The sequence below is a fragment of the Pseudomonas sp. GW821-FHT05D12 genome, from assembly GCF_059419825.1.
The window spans coordinates 40,011-59,267 of the sequence record NZ_JBWKSN010000017.1 but is presented as its reverse complement, the minus strand read 5'-3'; the positions used below and the strand labels follow the sequence as shown (position 1 = coordinate 59,267).

Genomic DNA, 19,257 nt, shown 5'->3' with positions numbered 1-19,257 from the left:
AATCAGATATGGAGGGTTTTCTTATAATCCAGAATCTTTCTTGATTCTTCATTATTCCTGATAAATCGACTATCCATAGTAAGGGTATTTTTGCCAACCACTTTAATACTTGCAGATTCCGGCTTATCCAGAAAATCTAAAATTCTCTTTTCATCCGCCGTTGGACTAAGGCCGAGCCATACAAAGATTCTCATGCCTTACCTTTCTTCTGTTTCTTAGATTTTCCGCTTTCAAGCTGGACAATCCGCAGATGATATTCATCAGCTTTTCTTGCATGTTCATAACTTGCTAAAAGGTCTTCAAAGCATTCATCAAATGCAATATCCTTATATGACGCATAGCTATGAGCTTCATCTACAATATATTCGTATGCTTTTAGTTCGTAGCGAGCAGACCTTATCTTTTCTTGCTTTTCTTTCTTCATCAGCCTTTCAATTTCAATTCCTTTTTTGTTCATATCTCCAAGATATACACATCTTGCCATCTGCAAATATCGCAATTGACTTCTTAACTTATTTAATCCTTTCAAATCATATATTTTTTTCATATATTATAGTATTGTTATGATTTAACTTTATCATAAGTTAAATTTTCTTCTTTCATAAAACCATCCAATACGGCAATAAACTCTTTCAGCGCTTTTTCAGTAATAGCATTGTCTGGAACAACAATACCGACCTTCAAAGAGGTTGTTGAATTTGAAAACAAATGGACGAGCTTTTTCATGGCTTGCTGCAAATCACGCTTGGCAAATATTTTGCGCGGTATGGTAATAGCCAGTTTCAGCTTTATTTTACCCATGGCGCTTTCAGCTTTGAATATCTTTGAATCAGTAGCTATTTTTACTATATCGTTCATATAATAGTTAGTTTGTTATTGTGCATATTCTACCATTTAATAATTAAAAAACCCGCCGTTAAGCGGGTTCTATATGGATCTTTTTTTATTCCATATCCATCTTGTAGGGTTTACCTTCTTCCTTGATCTTGAAAGCTTTCAATTTGTCATCCCAAATTGCGATGCCATCAATCTGAGACATTTCGGGAGAGCCAGCCTTGATATAGCCATACTTGCTGTATTCCACCAGACGGCTATCTGGGCGGTAAGACTTTTCGCCATAGGTGGGTTCGTGGAACGGCGCACGATAGACAGCCCCTGTTCGCAGATCTACAAGGACAGTAGACATACAGCCCGTCCCACAGCCAAAGCTGTCAAGCACGTAATGGCCTGCAAAATTAGGCTTCTGCGCCTTTGTCTTGACCCATGCGACCTTTGCCCGGATCTGGTCATTAGCGCCCGTCAGCGGGCCTTTAAGCGTGATGTTCTCGACAGGCACAGCGTAGGCAGCGAAATCAGCAGGAGCGGCCAGAACCTGGCCCCCAGCGACCACCAAGGCCAGCGCTGCTAAGGTTTTCTTCAACATGTTCAAATTCCTTTTGAAAAAATGGATCGTGTTTATAACTCCAGAAAAGGCGGGTTTCAAGATCTCATTTGATATAATGAGGTAAACAATTACTAAAAATTATGCAAACACCTAACAAATCATTCCAAGTATTGGAAGACGAAAGAAGAAAATCTTGCGTCAAAATAAATTTCAACCTTTGGGAATCAATCAATAATTTTATGCTGGACAAGGCAATAGACGAAATTACATCACCATTGGCAATAGTAGAATTAATCGAAAAAAAGCAAGGAAAACCAAAATGGGGAGATACGACTACCACAGAAGGTTGGAAAGAATTTTACGAATACGCCAAATTGGTTGAAGAAAGATACTCAGTTTTTCCATATACCCTTTTCGAGCCAAAAAGAAAAAACAAATACTACATAGATAATATAATCGGCCTGCGTGAAAAAGGCGGCGCTTCAAGAATCAAACGCTCCAAACTGGAATCTATGGATAATTTCCAAATCATGGAGCTTTTCCAGCTTGAAACAGAAATGGCTGTTCCCCTTCGCAGAGCCTTGAAACACTGCTACCCAACAGAATTGGTTGGCCTATCCGCTTCTTCTAACGAGTATGAAAAAGCCCTTGAACAAGAGATAAAGCAGGAGGAAACGAAACAAGCTAAACCAGCTTTGGAGTTACCCGCAGCGGTAAATGCTGGTCAAAATATGACGGTTGAAGAATTGACGCAGATAATGAATGAAAATTTCTAACCAGTAAAAAAGCCCTTCATTCAAAGGGCTTTTCTTCATCATCCTTGTCAGAAACTGGCTTATAGTTCCCTCTCGCCAAATGATACTGGTCATCGAACATTGGCCTATCATAGTTTCTTCTATCTAATATTCCCTGAATTTTTCCGTCTTCATCGTCCTTGAAGATTAACGAACCTTTGACGCCTTCTGCCCTTGCACAGCACAAAACCAGAAGCTGGTTAGCGTTAAAGAAATCATCAAGCTCAATAGCAAGACGATTAGCTATAAGGTTGTTTAGGTGCAATCGGGCTTGCTCAATATCTCCCAATGATTCCAGTTGAAGATTATTCACTAATCCTATACAGATTTTTTCAATGAAATCTTGAAGCTTCACTTCTTGATAAAAGGCATCCATGACGGCAGCGGCTTCATCTGTATAGCTAATTGGAAATTCTTTTACTATCTGCCAGAATACTGAACGAGCATAGACAGATCTTCTGAGAAATTGGATATGCTTTATGTAATAACCATTGTGCTTATAAGCAATCTCAGCTTCAAACTCTGGCTTTTTGTCTGAAACCAGCGGCAGACCAACCACACCACGAATGATTGCCTTAATCAGTCTTTCCTTAACTTTGACCTTGAATGGTTCAAGGTCTGCCCTCTCATCGACCCTATGCGGGCCATTGAGTTGTTTCACATACTTCGGTTTGAAAATATCTTTGAGTTTAGAAATTGAATCAAGCATATTTCACACCACTTGTTTTCAATTTAGATTTTTGTCCTTGATTATCATATTTAGTTTCAAAATCCAGACTAACGAAATGGGCATTATGAGCTTTTTCTAATTCCTCCTTTTGTAAAAGAACAGATTTGAAATTATCCCTTAATTTTCTACCACCTTCCTTAATGCTCGCCGTCCTAAAAGATATTGAATTTTCTGAATCCGTGCTTGAAAAATTAACTACATCGCCTTTCTCAGAAAACGATATTTTCAATTTATGCTCTATTTCGTATATCTTTGAAAACTTCTCAAACTGCTTTAAGTCTCCACCTGCATACTTGATACAGTTCATACCGCGCATTGCTAAAACAGACTGAGAATCCATTTCACTGTATCCATATCCTTTATCAGACTTTATAAACTTCCCATTGACCAAATCGACTCTGGTAGGGCTTGGCGTAAATTCGTCAATAACACCCTGTAATTTTTCATCCGCAACATGGAGACGTTTAAAATCAATGTCATTGCGAATCATTGATTTTGCTATGACTTTTAATAATTCCTCATTCTGAGAATCTGTAAAATTATCTCCACCCTTAAACACTATATAAGCGTCATTACTTTTAAATTTATTCGTTACAGCATCTATGTATTTTTCAGTCGCGGAATTATTGACATTTCCATTTCTGAAAACAATGTTGCCTGAAAAATCCACATCGACAAATGGCCCTTGGGAGTTACTTATTCTCAAACCCAAATTACCTAACTTCTCTACTGAATGCCCTGCATCCTTAGCAATACCTTGTATCTCTTTGGCAAAAGATTTATTTTCACTAAAATAGCTTTGAATTTGATCTTTAAATTCTTTCGTTTTCCTGATTACTTTTAAATAAGCATTTTTCGATTCTGGATATTCTTTGTGTGTTATTTCTTTGAAATCAGATGCCACACCATCCATACTCAGGCCGAGGCTTGCAGGCAAATCAGCTACGCCATTCCATTGATTTTCAATTTTATTTTTACCACTGATTAATGATTCAATTTTTTCTTTAAGATAGTTCATACTATAATAATTTGTTGTTATCCAAATTATATCATTTTTTTAAATAGAATTTCATTCAATAGGCTGATTATGTTCAGGTAAATCTGGCAATTCTCTAAATTCCCTCATAAACTTTTCGTATGGTGTTAGCTCATGTGGCTTTTTCATTTTCTCTTTTGCATGCGCAATGGACGCTTGTATAAGAGCATCCTTCAAGGCTTCATCAAATGTTTTTCCTTCTGACATAATTATTCACTGCTGTTTTACTCAGTATACAAAAAAAGCGCCTAAGCGCTTTCTTTAAGGTTTAATACGTTGCTTTCTTGTTGACTTCTTAATTCCATCATCTATTTCACTTTTCTTAAACGCATCATTTATCTTATCTTCATTGGGTGCTTTATAGTCTTTTGCAGCATCCAATATGTCAGCTTCTGTTATTTTATCTTTGACCTTTGAAGCCTCTTTTACAGTCTGCTCTTGTGTCAATTTTGGCTTAATTTCATTCATCCATTCGCCAGTTGCATTAGCCGCAAACTTTAAATCTTCTGCATATGTGGCAACTCTATCTTTCGCAGAAACGCCTTTCAAATCATCAGCATTGTTTGTAGCTAATACCAAGTGCTTGATACCTTTTATTACATCATCAGGCGCTTTGTAATGCTCAGCGATAGCTCTTGCCTTTGTCATCATGCCATTTGCATTTTTAAACTCATTCGCAGCTATATATAGCTCAGTTGTTTTAACTGCTTTATATACATGATTAGCTACGTCCAAAGGTTTCAAATCTTCATTCAATGGAGCTTTTGAAAATTCATCCGCCTTTTTAAGCTTTTCTGAACGAACCGGCGCAGTAGGCTTTTTCGACTGGGCCGCAGGCTCAGTAGGTTCTTTTTCTAACTTCACACCTTTACTAACTTTTTCCTCAGTAGGCTTTTCAGGTTCAGTTGTTGGGGCTTTTTCAGGTGCTGCATCTGGTAACTTTTTATCCACTTGATTCAGTGGCTGTTTTGGATCTTCATTAGGGCTGATAGTAAGGCCATCAGGCTTTGTAGCTCCAATCACAGGTTTATCAGCTTTTGCATCAGGCGTAGCAGCTTCTGGCGCAGCAGGTGCAGGAGCGGGAGCAGGCTCAGCAGGAGCATCACCAATGCCAGCCACTTCTGGCGGCTTCTCAGCAGCTTTTAAACCACCGTCAACAGTAGGTTCTTGCCTTGGTTGCTTACCGTTGTCTAATCCAACGTCTGCGACTTGCTTAGGCTTAAATTCGTCTATCAAGTATTGATATTGTTTGTTATGAATCTTGATTCTTTCTATATCAATGTCGTTTTCCAGCAATGTCTTGATTGTGTTACGGAAAAACGCTATGCGGGTTTCTTCACCTTCTATAAGCTTTTCGTTTAAAGAAACAACCACTGGCTTTGTCTCTTTTGCAAGCTTGTGCTTTGCAAGAACAGCTATATATTGCTGAATATCCGCACCGGCTACATCGCTATGGCTCCACGTCATTGAGCCGCTTTCTTTGAAAGTCGCCACACGTTCATGGCCTTGGCGAACGCGATATTCTCCAAGCGTAGACTTGAACGCATACCCTTTCTGTCTGGTCAGTTCTTCCAGTTCTTCACGAAATGTTTTAAGCCTTTCTTCTTCTTCATCTGTTTTTGCCATTCCATTCTGAATCTTTTCAGCTTGCTCTGGAATGAAATCACCTACCCCGGCAAAAACCGGCAAGGACGCTGGCTCAGCTTCCACATCTGAATCGTAATTATCTATGTCGTCGAGGGTTGGATCTTGACGTATTATCTTGTTTTTTGTTACGAGCTTCTTGAATCCATTCAAAGCTTTTTCTACTACTTGTGCATTAGCCATAATTATAATTAATTGTTTATGCTTCAATTATAGCATTTTCAAATAATGAATTTAAAAATAAATAGAAAATAAATCTTGACCAAACCCAAAAGCTTTGCAAAGATCTGAACCCAAGAAAGGGCCAAACCTTTTCAACCAAATCGAATTTTTCTCAAAAAGGGAATCTTGAAATGTCTCAGAACGAAGCCGCAAAAACCGCGAAAGAAATCTACGAAGACGCACTGACTCATTACAACCTGCATTCGCCAGTGGCAAAAAATGTGGGTGAGTCGATTCTGAATGTCTTGCTGGCTTCGAGCGTCAACCCAGCGACTCTGGAACTGAACCGCAAGATTGCTGAAGCAGCCGCACGCAACGACATTGACACCGTTCTCGAGCTTTCCAGCAATCTGAAGGCTATCAAGGACAACGAAAAGTCTGATCAGAAGGTAGTCGCAGAGCTTCGCAAAGCGCACGACTGGACGCTGATTCTGAAAGCTTTCCGCCCTGAGTTTGAGGCTCTGGCATATTCCGCCGCTCTGGAAGGCTTGAAAGGCACCCACAGCGCTATCCAGTCGGCCCGCAACGATGGCAAGACTAAACGCGGCACCAAGGAAGGCGGCGAAACCTCGACTCGCGCCCCGGCTGCGAAAACCGTTTACCACATCACCGGCCCTGAGACAGACTTTAAAATGACTGTCGGCCAAGGCCCAGTGGCATGGAACGACGAAGAATCGAAACTGCTGGAAGCTTTGAAGATTCCTTTCAAGCTGAACGAAAAAGACAAAGTAGTCATTGAAGACGCGCATCAAGTCAAAGACGAGAACGGCAAGCCTGTAAAAATCAGCCGTGGCAATCTCGCCAAGGCGATTGTGGCCGGTCAATTTGAAGGCTTCAAAGCTACTGCGACTGTCGAAGCAGCCTAACCCGCCCCGCTTCCATAAAGCCCCTTAACCGGGGCTTTTTCGTTTCTCACAGATGAATTTGTATAATATGAAAACAGAACACGATTGGCGTGAAGCCATGACAGAAGTGAACAGCACCCCGGCTGTCTATCACCTATCAAGCGCCCTGCAATCGCTTGTATTCAACAGACTGACACCAGTAGCAGCCAAGGCCCACCGGCAGGCTCAGATCGTTGCTATGCAGGCCAAGAAGCCAATCCCCGGCCCGTTCGACCCATCCGAAGATTGTGGCCTTTCTGACGCTCACAAAACCCTGATCGAGCAAGTGAACGGCCTGAGCCATGAGACGTTTCTTTTGGTTGCTCATGAGCGCCTGCAGGCGCTGGGGTATGAAATCAGCATAAATGCCATACACGCTATCCAAGACGCTCTGAAACCCAGCCAGAAGGCTGCAGAGGCTAATTCAGGCTTGAAGGTCGAGCTACCAGATTATACAGACGAATCAATCACTACCGGCACCTACACCGTTGCCGTCGCCGGTCTGACAATTCCCGTTCTCCAGGTCGAAGGAGCAGCCAGCAAAGCATGGGCGAATCATCCCGAAATTCTCATAGCCTTATCCATAGCTCATACAGTCAAAGCTGATGGTTCAGTGGTGCTGAATCAGGGTTTGCGTGTGTCAGACCAAGACAGCACCGTCTACCAACCATCGGCCTTGGCGTTGCTGAAAGGCATTCAGAATGGCTTGTATGGGGATGCGAAGATTGAACGATTCAGTGAGTCTGTCAGACAAACATTTCTCTGAAAACCCGACCACATACCCAGCGGCTGGATCGACAAGGAGTAGCCAGTAGGCTACTATATGAAGCATGAAACTGACCATCAACAAGACAGACGAGTTCGACGACTGGCTCAGCGGTATCAAAGACCGTAAGGGCAAGGCCGCAGTCAATGCCCGCTTGGTAAGGGCAGAAAGCGGATTGTTTGGCGATTGTGAGCCGGTCGGTGAAGGCATGAGCGAAATGCGCGTTTTTGTTGGCCCCGGCTACCGTTGCTACTTTGTCAGGACAGCCGAAACCACGTTCCTGATGCTGTATGGTAGTGATAAGACAGACCAGCAGCGCGGCATCAAACGTGCGAAAGAGATATGGGAAGCATTGAGAGGTGCGCCATGAGTGAGACATTCAACCCAATGGATATGCCCATCATGGGCCTTTCCGCAGAAGGTAGCCAAAAGGTAAGCCGTTTCGAGGCTTCCCGCTATCTGGATAATCCTGAAACTATCAGCGCCTTCCTTGCCGAAGCGCTCCAAGCCAACGACGCATCGATCCTGATGAAGTCGCTTGCGGAGGTAGCCAAGGCGCACGGCGTGAACCAGCTCGCTGCAGATGCAGGCGTAAACCGTGAGTCGCTGTATAAGACGCTCAAAGGTGGCGAGAAGACCCGCTTTGACACTGTTCAGAAGCTTCTGAACGCCTTGGGCGTTGAACTGACTGTTAAGCCCCTTGGAACGCTTCCAGCGCCTTCTAAGCCCCTTCTCCGGGCAGTGCCAGCCAGAGCCGCAGCAGCCCCTGCCAAGGCTCCTGCAAAGCCATTGGTGAAGCCAACAGCCAAGCCAGCCACTAAACCGGCTCGGATACCCGCAGCAGCTTCAAGCAGATCCCGTAATGCTGATGGTCAAATCAGGGACAAATCGCCCAAGGCGGCAGCAAAGAAACCCACTGCCAAAAAGCCCGATAGCCACGCCAGTGCTTAAAATACCAAGCATCAAACCAAGCCCCTTGATTGGGGCTTTTTTACGTCCATAGAAATTATTCAGATTAATTTTTAAATTATTTAAAAATATTTTCAAATCAGATTATCCATACAGCATATGACTTTCACAACCCACTGCTAACAGGCCGGGCTGTTAGCATAAAATTATTTTACTCTTAACTGCAAATCTACCATCTTGTATTTGATATAATTTGCTTATAAAACAAAATTACTATAATAATGAAAAAATTCACAGCAACCATTTTAAATATTCTTGCATTTAGCTGTATTGCGCTTGCGATTTACCTCGCCACGCAAATATCAATTTCCGACCTTCTCATATATAAAGAAGACCATAAAGTTATTTCTGGTGTGGCTTGGGTAATTATTCCAGCGTTAATTTTGTCATTATTAGTTATTGGCTACCACCTGCATAACAAGTCAACGACAGATGAAGAAGAAAAACCAACAAATCGCAAAAATTTAATAACACTAACAACAGTATCGCTTGGGTTACATTTAGCAATATCTATTCTTTTAACACCCATCATTATTTCATTAAAAGCATTAAAAATGAGCTTTCACGCTTTTAATTTAAATATTCCTTCTGATTTTCTATGGAATATGGGATGGAGTATGTTCGTTGCCAAGGTTTGGGGCAGTGACGAAATAGCGACAACTCTAATCTTATCTACCATTTTTATTAGCTTCTATACATTGACAGAGATTGAATCCGCATACAAAAACTATAAAAAAGGTGTGAAATGAAAACTGCTTTCTTAACATTCGTCTTATTTGGGGCCATTTACGAACTAATTAAATTAAGCAAATCTGAAAGAATTAAGACATTAAAAATATGGGCTTTAAGATTGCTGTCAGGATTGGCGATTATGTTATTAATTTCAGCAGAACTGCACTACGTTTTCTTTACTCATGGACAAACAATGGAAGAATATTCCTACCGCAATATGCAGATATTTTCACAATTAATGGCACTAATGTTTTTTGCAATGGCGGCACTGCATTTAGGGGCTTACATCATCCTTGAACGAATCATGATAAACAAAGTATTTACAAAGGAGGTATGAAATGGAAAAAAGCCACGCACAAAAAATGTCCGAATTAGGACGAAGGAGAGCAGAAAAATCAGCAGAGAAACGCCGTGCTAAATCAATGTTAAAAACTGAATTGCTCTTATACATCAGCAAAACAGAAAAGATTCAGTTCACCAAGACGTTGATATTAAAACTTTCATACGCACTTTGGGAGAAAAGAATTTCTTCTGAGAGATTGCAACATTTCGACTTGGTTGGAACATACAAAACGAGTTTGGCTACTAATCTCGACTCGTTAGCTGAATCTCTTGCATTGAAATACAGCCACTTCAAAACTCTTGATCCTGCCTTGTTGGAAGAAATTCAAGAAAGAGAAAAAGAGGAACAGTATGAAGACAAAGCCTTAGCGGCTATGGCAAGAGAAGCTAAACACTTTCAATAAAAACCTAATAGGCTTTTCGGTTTTACCCGAAAGCCATATCAGGATTTTGACGCTTAAACTGCTTTACTGGCGTAATCAGATAATCAGATGAATCAGATGAATCAGATGAATCAGATGAATCAGATGAATCAGATGAATCAGAGTCTAAGAAGCGCATATATTCATAAAAGTGCTGTTGCATTTTCTCATAATATTCTACCCAATTACAATTTACATTTATTGATACAGCCTCAAACACCATTCTATATTCGTCTGTATCTGCAACATCAGAATATGAAATACCCAAGGTATATAGGCAAACGTAGATTGAATATCTCTTTAGCGCCGCTTTCAATCCAGCCTCTTTGCTGAAAAGCATTATGTCGATTGCGCTTTTCAGATCAAAAACAGCTTCACAATATTCATCGAAGTGAAGACAATCCAATGCCTTGCCTTCCCTTGGATCTCTTGCCCATTGGTTGCACAACGCAATGTCAATCAGCGACTCACATTTGCGCAATCTTTCATAATCCATATATCACCTCACAAAGATTCAAGTTCAATCTCACCGAAAGGAACAATCAACATTCCTTCATTGAAATTACTAATTAAATTTTCCAGACTGGTATCATCAAGCTCTACCAGATTTGTGTCAGTTGAAATCCATACGCATTGCACAGAGGAATTTTCAAACGCCAAACCTTGCACGATGTTGTAAGACACATCCTCACAAAAGTTATAATGATCCAGCTTCCCACTTTCCAGATTCAAAACAAATTCAAGTCGAACATTTGAAAAGTCAAATACAGAAGGTTGTCTTTTCATTGCCCATTCAAAAACAATAGCCGAATCGTCTTTTTGAATAAGCTCATAAATATTATTATCAAACAAAGTCCTTTCTACTACACCCGAAAAATCGTAATAATCAATACCAGTCATTCCAACAAGGCGATACTTTTTACCAACTACTAAATCAGTGAACAAATCGGGCAGATTATTTTGAGTTTTTACCATTTTTAATTTCCTCTCAGTTAAAGTTTTAAGTGCTAACAGTCCAGGCTGTTAGCAGGGGTTATGCAGCTTTTTTGTCTAACACATGCAGATATTCAGTAACCACCATAGGGGCGCTGTCAGCGTCCTTACGGCTCTTGTAGCGTTGATGCTCTTTAATGTAGCGAGAGTATTTCCCATGCCCTGCAAACACATCAGCAATCGTTCCAGCGTCCATGACGCTATCCCCTGAATAGCTCATTACAACAAAGCGGAAATCCGCCTTTTCCAACAGATCATCCAGTAGGCCAGCCGCTTTGACAGGGTTTGACCAAGGGCTTGCATGGGCGTCCTGACGGCGACCAGTAACGCCTTTGATCTCTGGCTTGTCGTTTTTCAGAATCGTATTCAGGAGCGAATAGCGGCTGCTGTAATTGAATGTGTATGGCGGATCGAGATACAGAATATCCCCCGATACCACCGCCATTGCTTCATTCGCATCAGCACGCATAACCTTATTTGAACGATTTTTAAGCTCGCCAAGTTGGATATGCTCAAACCTGATTCGCTGTTGCGCTTGTGGCGTAACGTATTTCAGATAGGCGCTGTAATGCCCAGCGGTATTGCTAACCTTATCCACCGCTTCCAGAACGCAGCCAAGAAGATAGTAAAATTGGTTTTCGTCCAGAAGATGCAATTGGCGCATTTCATAGACATAAGCCACAGCTTCATCAATGATGCGGGCATTTTCTTCTGTAAAGAAAAGTCGATCACCAACCGGCGAATAGCTTTCAGTAATAAAGCCAATTTTACCTAAGCAACGATTCATGAAATCAAGGTAGCCATCAACCGAACGGGCCACAGTGGAATCATTTTGAAGAATGTTTTTTAGGGTAACGAACGAGTAAAATTCCAGATCGTTAGCAGTTACATCAAACTTATTCTTATAATATTCACTGACTTTACCTGACCCAGCAAACAAATCAGTAAATTTGATTTTGCCTTTGCGTTTAATTTTGCTTTCGCAAACGTCAACAACAGAGCCGATAAAATTAGTCAGTTTTGCCTTGCTTCCGAGATAGCGCATTGTTCATAAATGCTGCCTCCCGCCAAATTGCGGAGAGAAAGATCATCATTTCAGATCTTTGGTTTTGCATTCAGTATCGAAACTGATTAGAACGCCCCAATTGGCGATGCAAAGTATGGAAGCAAAAACTATTGAACGATAATCAGAAAATTATGCTCTTCCCAAACACCTTCTTCAGACTTAAGGATGGTATTCAGCAAAAACTCATTACTGCCTTCTGAATTATAGAAACTCAGAATTTTGTAATTTTGCGCAATGCCATCAATTGGAATGCCAATCTCCGGGCAAGAGTCTTCCAGCTCGAAAATGATAAATTGAAGGTCATCGTTAGTGAAAAAGGGTTTGTATTTGACGCCATCTTCAGTGTCAGACGAATGCTGAACCGCAATTTTTGGTTCAAAATTCAGACCAACAGAATAGAGAACAATGCTCTGGACGTGTGGAGCTTCAATAGCAGCGTAGAATTTTTGAATAGACATGATAGAAAATCATGCGCTATCAGCAGGATTGCTGAATAGAAAGCCCCGTTAGGGCTTTTGATATTGCATCCAGTATCGAATCTGGTTTGATGGCCCGACCGCCAATGCAATGTAGAGGATCTAAAAACGCTGTTGCGCTTTCGATGTAGAGCACATTATCACGGCGTTTTTGAATGTCAATCACCAAAAAATTGCAATCGAAATCGTAGGAAAAACCTTCAAAATCAATTGGAAGGTTTTCAGACAGCCACGCCGGGAAGGGCCAAAAGATCTGAAAGCCTTGAGTGGCGTGATCTGCAGGAAAACCCGAACCACCCAAAAGGCCACCATACCAGCCCTACCCGGCCAGCAAGAAAGGGCTTGCAAAGCCCATTTTTGATCAAAAAACATACAGAACAATGCAATCAAAAGCCGACGAACGGTCATATTTTCTAATGCCCTACCCTTCCCATATTGGGAATTTCAGGATTTGGCTTTCCAAGCTTTCGGCGCTTTCTTCATTACGCCTGCAAAGGTCGCGCTCATGGAGCCTGAGATCTCAGCATCACAGCCATAGAGGATGAAGACACGGCCACCGTCTCTATATAGCTCTGCCAGCCCTCCTGCAAGGCTCACCGTGGCGTTATCAGTGCCAGTGCTGACAAGCACCTGTTCATCACGGAAGCGCACCCCAAGGCTGGCTTCATCGTTCCTTTCCACCACGCGCAGACTGAAATCCCCCGCGACCAGCCGCAGACCTGGCTTGTCATCCATAGGCTGTTCAGTAAGGCGAGCAGCAAACACCCCGTCTTCATCAACAGACGCAAAGTAAACGAAATCATGGCGCTTAAAGACCTTAAGTGCATTGGCCTTCAAATCAGCACAATAAAATATATTCATTTCTTTTTCTTAACCCCAAATATTACAAACTCATAATGATATAATTGAGTTAAACAATCACTAATTATAATGACTAAAATAAATTTAAAATTTATTCTTCTGTCTATTTTTCTCAGTATATCACTGCCAGCTTTTGCTGACGATAGCAATTGCGGAATGCTGGACGATGGAAAAACAGTAGATGGATTTAATTCTGAAATATGCTCAAAGGATACTACTGCAAGCATATTTGATGGATTTTGGGGCAAATCATCTTTTGCTTTTCGCGGCTCTTTGGATGGCGTCAAATATCAAGAAATGCAAGAAGCAAAAACAGATTTACAAAAAGAAATTGACGAAAAAAACCAACGAATCGTTGCTGTATCTAATGAATATCTTTTGAAAATAACGAGCATTGTTCTTGTCCTTTTCTACGTTCTATTAGCTGGAATAGGCTTATGGCACAAAATGAAAGGCGATATGAACAATGATGGTGAAGAAGCCAAGAAGAATCCCTTATTGAGTTTCCTCATAATGATTGGAATGTTCTGTCTTCACTGGCCCACAGTTTTGGGCGTTTCCATTGTCCAGTTTGTGCTACTCGGCTCATGGAACATTGGAAATAAAGAAGCCCTTATAGGTATAGGGAATTTACTCAGTTACTTTACAGCAGCAGACATTGAGTATTTAAAACCGGGCGAATCTTCCTCAGATGTTCAATTTCAAAAAGGCCAAAATATGGCGAAAGCAGAAGCTATAACTATTTCTGTTACTCAGCGTTCTGTTCAATTGATGATGACCAGCCAAGCCTACAATACTTCAACAAATTTAAGGAACGACGAGAATTTTAAACTCTATGATGATTTCTCAGAGATAATAACTGACAAGGGTAATAAATGGTCATTCATGAAAATGAACCCTGAAATGCCTTCACAGAAATATTATAATCTTGCTGGATATGAGTTTTTCAATACTCCCAACGCTGGTGCTAAAACAGAACAGTATTTACAGGCAATCAGCTATTACGACACATACAAAGTCCATAATGATGTAACCAAAATAGCGACTGATGCAGAAAACATTAAAAAGGATTTGAGAATTGCAACACAGGAAAAAGGTGACGAAGTAAACACCTATCAAAGTATTGTGGATTCAGCAATGCTTGCATATTTCTATGACGTAAGAAGTAACATAACAGCGAAGACTGTAAAAGAATTTATGCTTAGCCAAGATGCTAAGGATTTAGCTTTCGCTATCCTTGGGGCGGCTTGTTCTGAACGTCCTCAGCTACGCATGGAAAGTAAGGAATTTATCAAAGGTAGAAATTATTCTCCTATATGCGTAAACGCTGATTGGACAGTCGCAGGAGAAGGTAAAAAAGAAGATTACGAGAAAGTAATTCAAGAGAAAATGAGTATCTTGAAAGACAAAATATTCAATGACCTTATGGCTATCAATACTGCTTACCATGATTCATTAGACACACCAGACCGTCATGAGAAATTGAAACAGATTCGCCAAGAAGGGATTTTGAGTTTCCTATTGAACATTGGCGAAGTAATAACCGATATGATTGGAAATGCGGCAGCGCAAAACAATTTCCAAAACCAACCATTCTTCAACATTTTCAGCCCGGCGATAGGCGATTCATATATAGAAGACGAATGGTTGAAGAATCAAAGAGGATTTCAAGACACAGCTTATCCGCTACAAATTGGGGATTACATGAGAAGCTATTTTAAGGCAGCTTTGGCAACGACTGATTCTATTCCAGTTCAAGACCCACAAGCTTTATTACAAACAGATTTATTGGGAGGGAGCGCCAAGACAGTTCAGTTAGATAATTTTGAGCGAGCTAATAGCTTAGCGTTGGAAAACGTCGGACTTATGTTTCAAAGAATAATGGCTTCAAGCCAAATGCCAATTGTTGGTTTGGCGGACTTAGGACAGCAGCAGATTCAAACCGGCCAGAATGGTATTTTTACTGTATTAGCTGCAACGGTCATTGGCAGTGGAGTAGACAAAATAATCAATGCCAAACGTGCGACTAACACGAAAGAAACGGCTGGCGTGGGCAAAAAGGTAGACAACAAAAGATCAAAAGGACAATTTTCATTCTTCACCAAATTGTTCAAATACGCAGCAAAACTAATCATTCCAGCCATGACAGTGTTGATTGGATTTGGCGCATTGTTCGCTTACCTGTTGCCATTGATGATGAAATACCCATTCGTGCTTTTGTATATTTTATTCATGTTTTATGCACTTATGATAATTCAATTCTCAGTCCTTGGAGCTATTAACTCAGCGAAATGGCATACATGGAAATCATTCACTGAATACATATCGCATTTATGGAGAATTGTTGTTGTATTTATTCTAATCCAACCATTGATATTTTTTGCCTCAGTCATCAATTGGTTCATGAATGGCATTTTGTTGAAAATGGTTTACTCAGTTATGGCATTTAATTATGTTGACGCTGTATCTCAAACCACTGGCATTTTTGGAACAACGATAATATCAATAGCAATGCTATTTATCGCAATGTGGATTACAACGCTTTCTTGCATTTTCACCACATTGACGTTGATTATCAAATTCTTGCAAATATATAGACAAGACTTTGTATTTGCCCCATTAATCATGAACTCACTGGGCGTATTCCTCAAAGTATTAAATGCTTTCAGCCTTGGATTTACTGTTCTTTTGGGCAAAGTATTAGATGGAATAATCGACAAAAGAAAATAAGCCCTTAATCGGGCTTTTTCTTTATTTGCCATGATATAATAGTGATAAGAACAAATATCACTATAATGTTAAAACAATTCATATTTTATGTATTGCTGTTATTTTGCGTAACAGCTAATGCAGATGATGTTCAGCTAACTCATGATACGAAAATATCAGAGTTTTCAGGAACACTTTCAGATGATCAAAAAAACCTTACTTTGTCAGGCCCATTAACTGAATCTCAATTTGGCTGTAAAGTCGCAAAAGCCGTTAGAATGGGTCCATTCTACAACGAAGATAATACATATGAATGCTTGGGAAATAAGAACATATACAACAATTTAAACGGGAATTTATTAAACTCCGGTTTGAATATGTTCACCCTTCCTTTCCTGACAATCGCCTTTTTCTTATTAGGCCAAATCTTCACGATGAAGCTTCTAAAATCTGGTATTGGCGCTATGGGCAAAGCAGCGGCTGTTTCTCTTTCGTTTATTGGCTCAGTCATCGCAATTCTTTTCATTCCTTTCTACGAAACCGATATGAAAAAGAACAGCGCAGATGAAACCGGCTCTGAGAACGAACATATTTCAACGCTCAGGTATCTCGCAGTTTATGCTAAGGATGGTATCAGTGCATCAGCAGACTTTTACTATTACATGCTCAGCAAATCAGACAAGCTTGTATTCCCTGCCACCAAAATCCCAAACCCTAAAAACAAAGGCTATCAGATAGGCAGAAACCTTATTGATTTCACATACTGCGCTACGAGACAACCCAAAGAACAGGAAATGAAAATTGGAGTTTATTTTTTAGAAAATACTGGAACATTTAATGGCAGTGCTCAGATTGGAGGATGCGCAGTTGAGATAAACGCTGCAGTAAATCCTTCCATTCAGAGTCATGCAGAATTGGTAGGAGTCGATTACAACGTCTTTGTAGCCAAGCAGTTCGGTAAGGCTCTGCAAGACGCTATAACACGCGCTAACGCCATCGCAGTGAACATTGCATCTGTTCCACCAGCTTTGCCTAACACAGAGCGTCAGACATACGATGCGAGCCACCTGGAGCGCGGCAATGAAGCAGCCTATAACTTAACCAATTTCGACGCTGGCGGTATCTCAGAATACGCACATGATTCAGCATTGAATATCGGGGAGGACTTTATCTATGAAATGACGAAATATCCCGGCGTGGCAATGAACACCGTGCCTTTATCGAACAACTCATACCAGCTATGCCGAAACGTGCCCGGCGCCACAAGCTATTTTGATATGACTATTGGTATCAAAGAAAACCTTATCCAGTGCGCGGCTACCATGTGCGCAGACGAATCAAGCCCCGGCATATGCGGAGAATCAATTGAATACTACAATTTCTTGGCAAACAACAATGCAATTCTCCATGCGAATTTCTTAACCTTCTTTGGTCATATCATGACAATGAATTATGAAACAGATGCTTATAAAGAACCGGCTCATTATTTCGTAAATTCAATCGTAGTTAATGCCTATTACAACAATACAGACTCAGCGAATTTAGAGGCTAAATCAGGTAAGAAGGTTTTTGATTTATCATTCCAGAAAAAGGAAAAACGTAATAGCCAAGACAGTGTAGAAGATTCTCCCTTTGATGGCTGGATTGACCAGTTCAATTTGGGCGGTAGCTTCATGACTGCAGTTATGAAATTATTCCAAACTGATGACGCTGGCATTTTAGGATTAAATAATTTCTTTGAATGTATCTCACATCCTTATTCCATTCGTGATAATGGCTGGATATGCCGTGGCCCATTAAACACAATTCAGGCGTTAGGACACAATTTTCAAAAGGTTGGTATAGGCATGATTTCAGGTGCCGCAGTGAACAGGCTTTTATCACCTTCCATGATCTCCAAAACCGGAGCAACAGCCGCAGTGAATGAAGGTGTAAAACAATTGGCAGATAAGGTAAGCGCCCTTGGTTTTGCTGCATTGTTCTTCAAATATGCGGGAACTTTTGCAGCCAATTCAGAGTTTGAAGATAACTATGGAAACTATGGCGGAACATTCACAAATGATGATGTAATTTTGCTTAGCATGGCTTATGCAGTGCCAGCCTTTAACGATTTTATTACGTCTATTGGTCAAACATTGCTTGTATTGTCTTACTTCCTAACCCTTGGAATCCCGGTAGTAATTGGCTTAGCTTTCTTAACGATGTTCATTCTTCTCATAATAACCGTATTGAGCGAACTCTATTTTATAGGCCCATTCACACAGTCTTTAAACAAAGAGAAATTTGACGAGACAGGGTTTTTTACACCATTGCATAACTATTCCGTGGTTATTATATCCCTATTCTGTATTCCTGTTAGCTGGGCTATGGTATTCCCATTCTTTGATTCGCTCATGATTTACAAGGTTTTAACTTTTGATGCACTCATGACATTTCAACACAAAACACCCGAAGTAACTGGCCTTGGCGATGTATTAGGCTATCTGGTTGCAGTGTTAATCTATGTATTAGCTTTAATGTCAGTATGTATTTCGCTAATCAAAATGGCTACCAAAACAGAAAATATGATTAGAGTGATCTTGTTAGGAACAGACGAGGAAGATGAAGCTTTCAGACAATTGGAAATTCAGACGAAGAAAGATTTAATATAAAATGCGGCTTAGGCCGCTTTTTTTAACTTTCAAAATGATATAATTGAAGCATAAAACAAACCATTTATATCATGCAAAAAATTCGCCTCAATAGATCTTATAATGAGAAACAGCTAAGCAAATTCACATTAGAAGAACGCCGCCAGTATTTCAGTGCAACATATGAAGACCTTCAACATTTTGACAGAATAAATAAACCATTCCTCTGGACTTTATTATCTGCATTGTTTGGCCCTTTTTTCATCATGACCATCATAACCAGTATCCAAGCAGTGAATAAAAGAAATAGTGTGTCCAATTTGCGTAACAGATTTTTAAAAACAAGAATATTCGCCCCAACCGTATTATCTATTTGGTTCCTTATGTGTCAGATATTTGGAGCTTACCAATTATTCCGCAATAGCGTTTTAGGCATCGACTTTGATGTTTCAATTGTGGGAGGTTATATATCTGTTGTAATTTCCTCAATCATAGCCACTTCCATTGTTTACGCATGGAGAAATTTAACTCTACAAGGAATCAGAAAAATTGAATATTACAAGCTGGCAAAGCTGAAACACCTAATATAAAAAAAGC

24 protein-coding genes and 1 pseudogene are annotated in these 19,257 nt (G+C 40.4%); 11 read left to right on the top strand and 14 right to left on the bottom strand.

Features of this window, described 5'->3' with window-relative positions; all coding sequences use genetic code 11:
* Positions 1 to 2 precede the first annotated feature (2 nt).
* From AC07SI_RS26700 to AC07SI_RS26685, 4 genes are all read right to left on the bottom strand, one after another.
* Complete coding sequence (locus AC07SI_RS26700; protein WP_495006848.1) at positions 3 to 194, bottom strand: hypothetical protein; 192 nt, start codon at positions 192 to 194, stop codon at positions 3 to 5.
* Positions 191 to 547, bottom strand: a complete 357-nt coding sequence (locus AC07SI_RS26695; RefSeq protein WP_495006847.1) for a hypothetical protein — start codon at positions 545 to 547, stop codon at positions 191 to 193. The genes AC07SI_RS26700 and AC07SI_RS26695 overlap by 4 nt, the downstream gene beginning before the upstream one ends.
* A 14-nt stretch (positions 548 to 561) precedes the next feature.
* Positions 562 to 858, bottom strand: a complete 297-nt coding sequence (locus tag AC07SI_RS26690) for a hypothetical protein (RefSeq protein ID WP_495006846.1) — start codon at positions 856 to 858, stop codon at positions 562 to 564.
* An 85-nt stretch (positions 859 to 943) separates the two neighbouring features.
* Positions 944 to 1,423, bottom strand: coding sequence for a hypothetical protein (locus AC07SI_RS26685; RefSeq protein ID WP_495006845.1), 480 nt, complete (start codon positions 1,421 to 1,423; stop codon positions 944 to 946).
* Positions 1,424 to 1,524: 101 nt separating this feature from the next.
* Here AC07SI_RS26685 and AC07SI_RS26680 point away from each other — a divergent pair, with 101 nt between their 5' ends.
* Positions 1,525 to 2,160 carry a hypothetical protein gene (locus tag AC07SI_RS26680; protein ID WP_495006844.1) on the top strand — a complete coding sequence of 212 codons (636 nt, stop codon included), beginning with the start codon at positions 1,525 to 1,527 and terminating at the stop codon, positions 2,158 to 2,160.
* A 16-nt stretch (positions 2,161 to 2,176) separates the two neighbouring features.
* Here the strand turns inward: AC07SI_RS26680 and AC07SI_RS26675 are convergent, their stop codons facing one another.
* The 4 genes from AC07SI_RS26675 to AC07SI_RS26660 are packed head-to-tail and all read right to left on the bottom strand — an operon-like array spanning position 2,177 to position 5,798.
* The gene (locus tag AC07SI_RS26675; protein WP_495006843.1) at positions 2,177 to 2,887 is read right to left on the bottom strand and encodes a hypothetical protein; all 711 of its coding nucleotides are present in this window, start codon (positions 2,885 to 2,887) and stop codon (positions 2,177 to 2,179) included.
* Entirely contained in the window at positions 2,880 to 3,926 is a 1,047-nt protein-coding gene (locus AC07SI_RS26670; protein WP_495006842.1) for a hypothetical protein, read from the bottom strand. The genes AC07SI_RS26675 and AC07SI_RS26670 overlap by 8 nt, the downstream gene beginning before the upstream one ends.
* A 51-nt stretch (positions 3,927 to 3,977) precedes the next feature.
* Complete coding sequence (locus tag AC07SI_RS26665; RefSeq protein ID WP_495006841.1) at positions 3,978 to 4,151, bottom strand: hypothetical protein; 174 nt, start codon at positions 4,149 to 4,151, stop codon at positions 3,978 to 3,980.
* A gap of 54 nt (positions 4,152 to 4,205) precedes the next feature.
* Positions 4,206 to 5,798 (bottom strand): hypothetical protein, encoded by a 1,593-nt coding sequence (locus tag AC07SI_RS26660; protein WP_495006840.1) that lies wholly within the window; start codon positions 5,796 to 5,798, stop codon positions 4,206 to 4,208.
* Positions 5,799 to 5,941: 143 nt separating this feature from the next.
* Between AC07SI_RS26660 and AC07SI_RS26655 the strand changes: the two genes are divergently transcribed.
* From AC07SI_RS26655 to AC07SI_RS26625, 7 genes and pseudogenes are all read left to right on the top strand, one after another.
* The gene (locus AC07SI_RS26655) at positions 5,942 to 6,676 is read left to right on the top strand and encodes a hypothetical protein (protein ID WP_495006839.1); all 735 of its coding nucleotides are present in this window, start codon (positions 5,942 to 5,944) and stop codon (positions 6,674 to 6,676) included.
* A gap of 67 nt (positions 6,677 to 6,743) precedes the next feature.
* Positions 6,744 to 7,460 carry a hypothetical protein gene (locus AC07SI_RS26650; RefSeq protein WP_495006838.1) on the top strand — a complete coding sequence of 239 codons (717 nt, stop codon included), beginning with the start codon at positions 6,744 to 6,746 and terminating at the stop codon, positions 7,458 to 7,460.
* A gap of 64 nt (positions 7,461 to 7,524) precedes the next feature.
* Positions 7,525 to 7,830, top strand: a complete 306-nt coding sequence (locus AC07SI_RS26645; RefSeq protein WP_495006837.1) for a type II toxin-antitoxin system RelE/ParE family toxin — start codon at positions 7,525 to 7,527, stop codon at positions 7,828 to 7,830.
* Positions 7,827 to 8,174, top strand: a pseudogene (locus tag AC07SI_RS26640) (addiction module antidote protein); the annotation flags it as partial. The gene AC07SI_RS26645 and the pseudogene AC07SI_RS26640, both read left to right, overlap by 4 nt.
* A gap of 476 nt (positions 8,175 to 8,650) precedes the next feature.
* Positions 8,651 to 9,178: a hypothetical protein gene (locus tag AC07SI_RS26635; protein ID WP_495006836.1), complete on the top strand. Its 528-nt coding sequence runs from the start codon at positions 8,651 to 8,653 to the stop codon at positions 9,176 to 9,178.
* Positions 9,175 to 9,498, top strand: coding sequence for a hypothetical protein (locus tag AC07SI_RS26630; RefSeq protein WP_495006835.1), 324 nt, complete (start codon positions 9,175 to 9,177; stop codon positions 9,496 to 9,498). The genes AC07SI_RS26635 and AC07SI_RS26630 overlap by 4 nt, the downstream gene beginning before the upstream one ends.
* Position 9,499: 1 nt before the next feature.
* A complete protein-coding gene (locus tag AC07SI_RS26625) occupies positions 9,500 to 9,907 on the top strand; it encodes a hypothetical protein (protein ID WP_495006834.1) in 408 nt (135 codons plus the stop codon).
* Between the two features lie 22 nt (positions 9,908 to 9,929).
* Here AC07SI_RS26625 and AC07SI_RS26620 read toward each other — a convergent pair whose 3' ends face one another.
* The 6 genes from AC07SI_RS26620 to AC07SI_RS26595 form a co-directional block, all read right to left on the bottom strand.
* Positions 9,930 to 10,421: a hypothetical protein gene (locus AC07SI_RS26620; RefSeq protein ID WP_495006833.1), complete on the bottom strand. Its 492-nt coding sequence runs from the start codon at positions 10,419 to 10,421 to the stop codon at positions 9,930 to 9,932.
* 8 nt (positions 10,422 to 10,429) lie between these two features.
* Positions 10,430 to 10,900 (bottom strand): hypothetical protein, encoded by a 471-nt coding sequence (locus AC07SI_RS26615; protein WP_495006832.1) that lies wholly within the window; start codon positions 10,898 to 10,900, stop codon positions 10,430 to 10,432.
* A gap of 58 nt (positions 10,901 to 10,958) precedes the next feature.
* Entirely contained in the window at positions 10,959 to 11,963 is a 1,005-nt protein-coding gene (locus AC07SI_RS26610; protein ID WP_495006831.1) for a DNA adenine methylase, read from the bottom strand.
* 128 nt (positions 11,964 to 12,091) lie between these two features.
* The gene (locus AC07SI_RS26605) at positions 12,092 to 12,442 is read right to left on the bottom strand and encodes a hypothetical protein (protein ID WP_495006830.1); all 351 of its coding nucleotides are present in this window, start codon (positions 12,440 to 12,442) and stop codon (positions 12,092 to 12,094) included.
* 19 nt (positions 12,443 to 12,461) lie between these two features.
* The gene (locus AC07SI_RS26600; RefSeq protein ID WP_495006829.1) at positions 12,462 to 12,761 is read right to left on the bottom strand and encodes a hypothetical protein; all 300 of its coding nucleotides are present in this window, start codon (positions 12,759 to 12,761) and stop codon (positions 12,462 to 12,464) included.
* 143 nt (positions 12,762 to 12,904) lie between these two features.
* Positions 12,905 to 13,321 carry a hypothetical protein gene (locus AC07SI_RS26595; RefSeq protein WP_495006828.1) on the bottom strand — a complete coding sequence of 139 codons (417 nt, stop codon included), beginning with the start codon at positions 13,319 to 13,321 and terminating at the stop codon, positions 12,905 to 12,907.
* 69 nt (positions 13,322 to 13,390) lie between these two features.
* On the opposite strand from AC07SI_RS26595, the gene AC07SI_RS26590 reads away from it, so the two are divergent.
* The 3 genes from AC07SI_RS26590 (at position 13,391) to AC07SI_RS26580 (ending at position 19,250) form a co-directional block, all read left to right on the top strand.
* Positions 13,391 to 16,051, top strand: a complete 2,661-nt coding sequence (locus AC07SI_RS26590) for a hypothetical protein (RefSeq protein WP_495006827.1) — start codon at positions 13,391 to 13,393, stop codon at positions 16,049 to 16,051.
* 65 nt (positions 16,052 to 16,116) lie between these two features.
* Complete coding sequence (locus AC07SI_RS26585) at positions 16,117 to 18,681, top strand: hypothetical protein (RefSeq protein ID WP_495006826.1); 2,565 nt, start codon at positions 16,117 to 16,119, stop codon at positions 18,679 to 18,681.
* 71 nt (positions 18,682 to 18,752) lie between these two features.
* Positions 18,753 to 19,250 carry a hypothetical protein gene (locus AC07SI_RS26580; protein WP_495006825.1) on the top strand — a complete coding sequence of 166 codons (498 nt, stop codon included), beginning with the start codon at positions 18,753 to 18,755 and terminating at the stop codon, positions 19,248 to 19,250.
* The last annotated feature ends 7 nt before the right edge of the window (positions 19,251 to 19,257 follow it).

Bases quoted from the DNA above. Each gene is read 5' to 3' on its own strand.
- AC07SI_RS26685 (WP_495006845.1), bottom strand. From the start codon at position 1,423: ATGTTGAAGAAAACCTTAGCAGCGCTGGCCTTGGTGGTCGCTGGGGGC.
- AC07SI_RS26650 (WP_495006838.1), top strand. From the start codon at position 6,744: ATGAAAACAGAACACGATTGGCGTGAAGCCATGACAGAAGTGAACAGC.
- AC07SI_RS26620 (WP_495006833.1), bottom strand. From the start codon at position 10,421: ATGGATTATGAAAGATTGCGCAAATGTGAGTCGCTGATTGACATTGCG.
- AC07SI_RS26645 (WP_495006837.1), top strand. From the start codon at position 7,525: ATGAAACTGACCATCAACAAGACAGACGAGTTCGACGACTGGCTCAGC.
- AC07SI_RS26675 (WP_495006843.1), bottom strand. From the start codon at position 2,887: ATGCTTGATTCAATTTCTAAACTCAAAGATATTTTCAAACCGAAGTAT.
- AC07SI_RS26630 (WP_495006835.1), top strand. From the start codon at position 9,175: ATGAAAACTGCTTTCTTAACATTCGTCTTATTTGGGGCCATTTACGAA.
- AC07SI_RS26595 (WP_495006828.1), bottom strand. From the start codon at position 13,321: ATGAATATATTTTATTGTGCTGATTTGAAGGCCAATGCACTTAAGGTC.
- AC07SI_RS26700 (WP_495006848.1), bottom strand. From the start codon at position 194: ATGAGAATCTTTGTATGGCTCGGCCTTAGTCCAACGGCGGATGAAAAG.
- AC07SI_RS26605 (WP_495006830.1), bottom strand. From the start codon at position 12,442: ATGTCTATTCAAAAATTCTACGCTGCTATTGAAGCTCCACACGTCCAG.
- AC07SI_RS26615 (WP_495006832.1), bottom strand. From the start codon at position 10,900: ATGGTAAAAACTCAAAATAATCTGCCCGATTTGTTCACTGATTTAGTA.
- AC07SI_RS26690 (WP_495006846.1), bottom strand. From the start codon at position 858: ATGAACGATATAGTAAAAATAGCTACTGATTCAAAGATATTCAAAGCT.
- AC07SI_RS26625 (WP_495006834.1), top strand. From the start codon at position 9,500: ATGGAAAAAAGCCACGCACAAAAAATGTCCGAATTAGGACGAAGGAGA.
- AC07SI_RS26610 (WP_495006831.1), bottom strand. From the start codon at position 11,963: ATGCGCTATCTCGGAAGCAAGGCAAAACTGACTAATTTTATCGGCTCT.
- AC07SI_RS26665 (WP_495006841.1), bottom strand. From the start codon at position 4,151: ATGTCAGAAGGAAAAACATTTGATGAAGCCTTGAAGGATGCTCTTATA.
- AC07SI_RS26695 (WP_495006847.1), bottom strand. From the start codon at position 547: ATGAAAAAAATATATGATTTGAAAGGATTAAATAAGTTAAGAAGTCAA.
- AC07SI_RS26670 (WP_495006842.1), bottom strand. From the start codon at position 3,926: ATGAACTATCTTAAAGAAAAAATTGAATCATTAATCAGTGGTAAAAAT.
- AC07SI_RS26585 (WP_495006826.1), top strand. From the start codon at position 16,117: ATGTTAAAACAATTCATATTTTATGTATTGCTGTTATTTTGCGTAACA.
- AC07SI_RS26590 (WP_495006827.1), top strand. From the start codon at position 13,391: ATGACTAAAATAAATTTAAAATTTATTCTTCTGTCTATTTTTCTCAGT.
- AC07SI_RS26580 (WP_495006825.1), top strand. From the start codon at position 18,753: ATGCAAAAAATTCGCCTCAATAGATCTTATAATGAGAAACAGCTAAGC.
- AC07SI_RS26655 (WP_495006839.1), top strand. From the start codon at position 5,942: ATGTCTCAGAACGAAGCCGCAAAAACCGCGAAAGAAATCTACGAAGAC.
- AC07SI_RS26680 (WP_495006844.1), top strand. From the start codon at position 1,525: ATGCAAACACCTAACAAATCATTCCAAGTATTGGAAGACGAAAGAAGA.
- AC07SI_RS26635 (WP_495006836.1), top strand. From the start codon at position 8,651: ATGAAAAAATTCACAGCAACCATTTTAAATATTCTTGCATTTAGCTGT.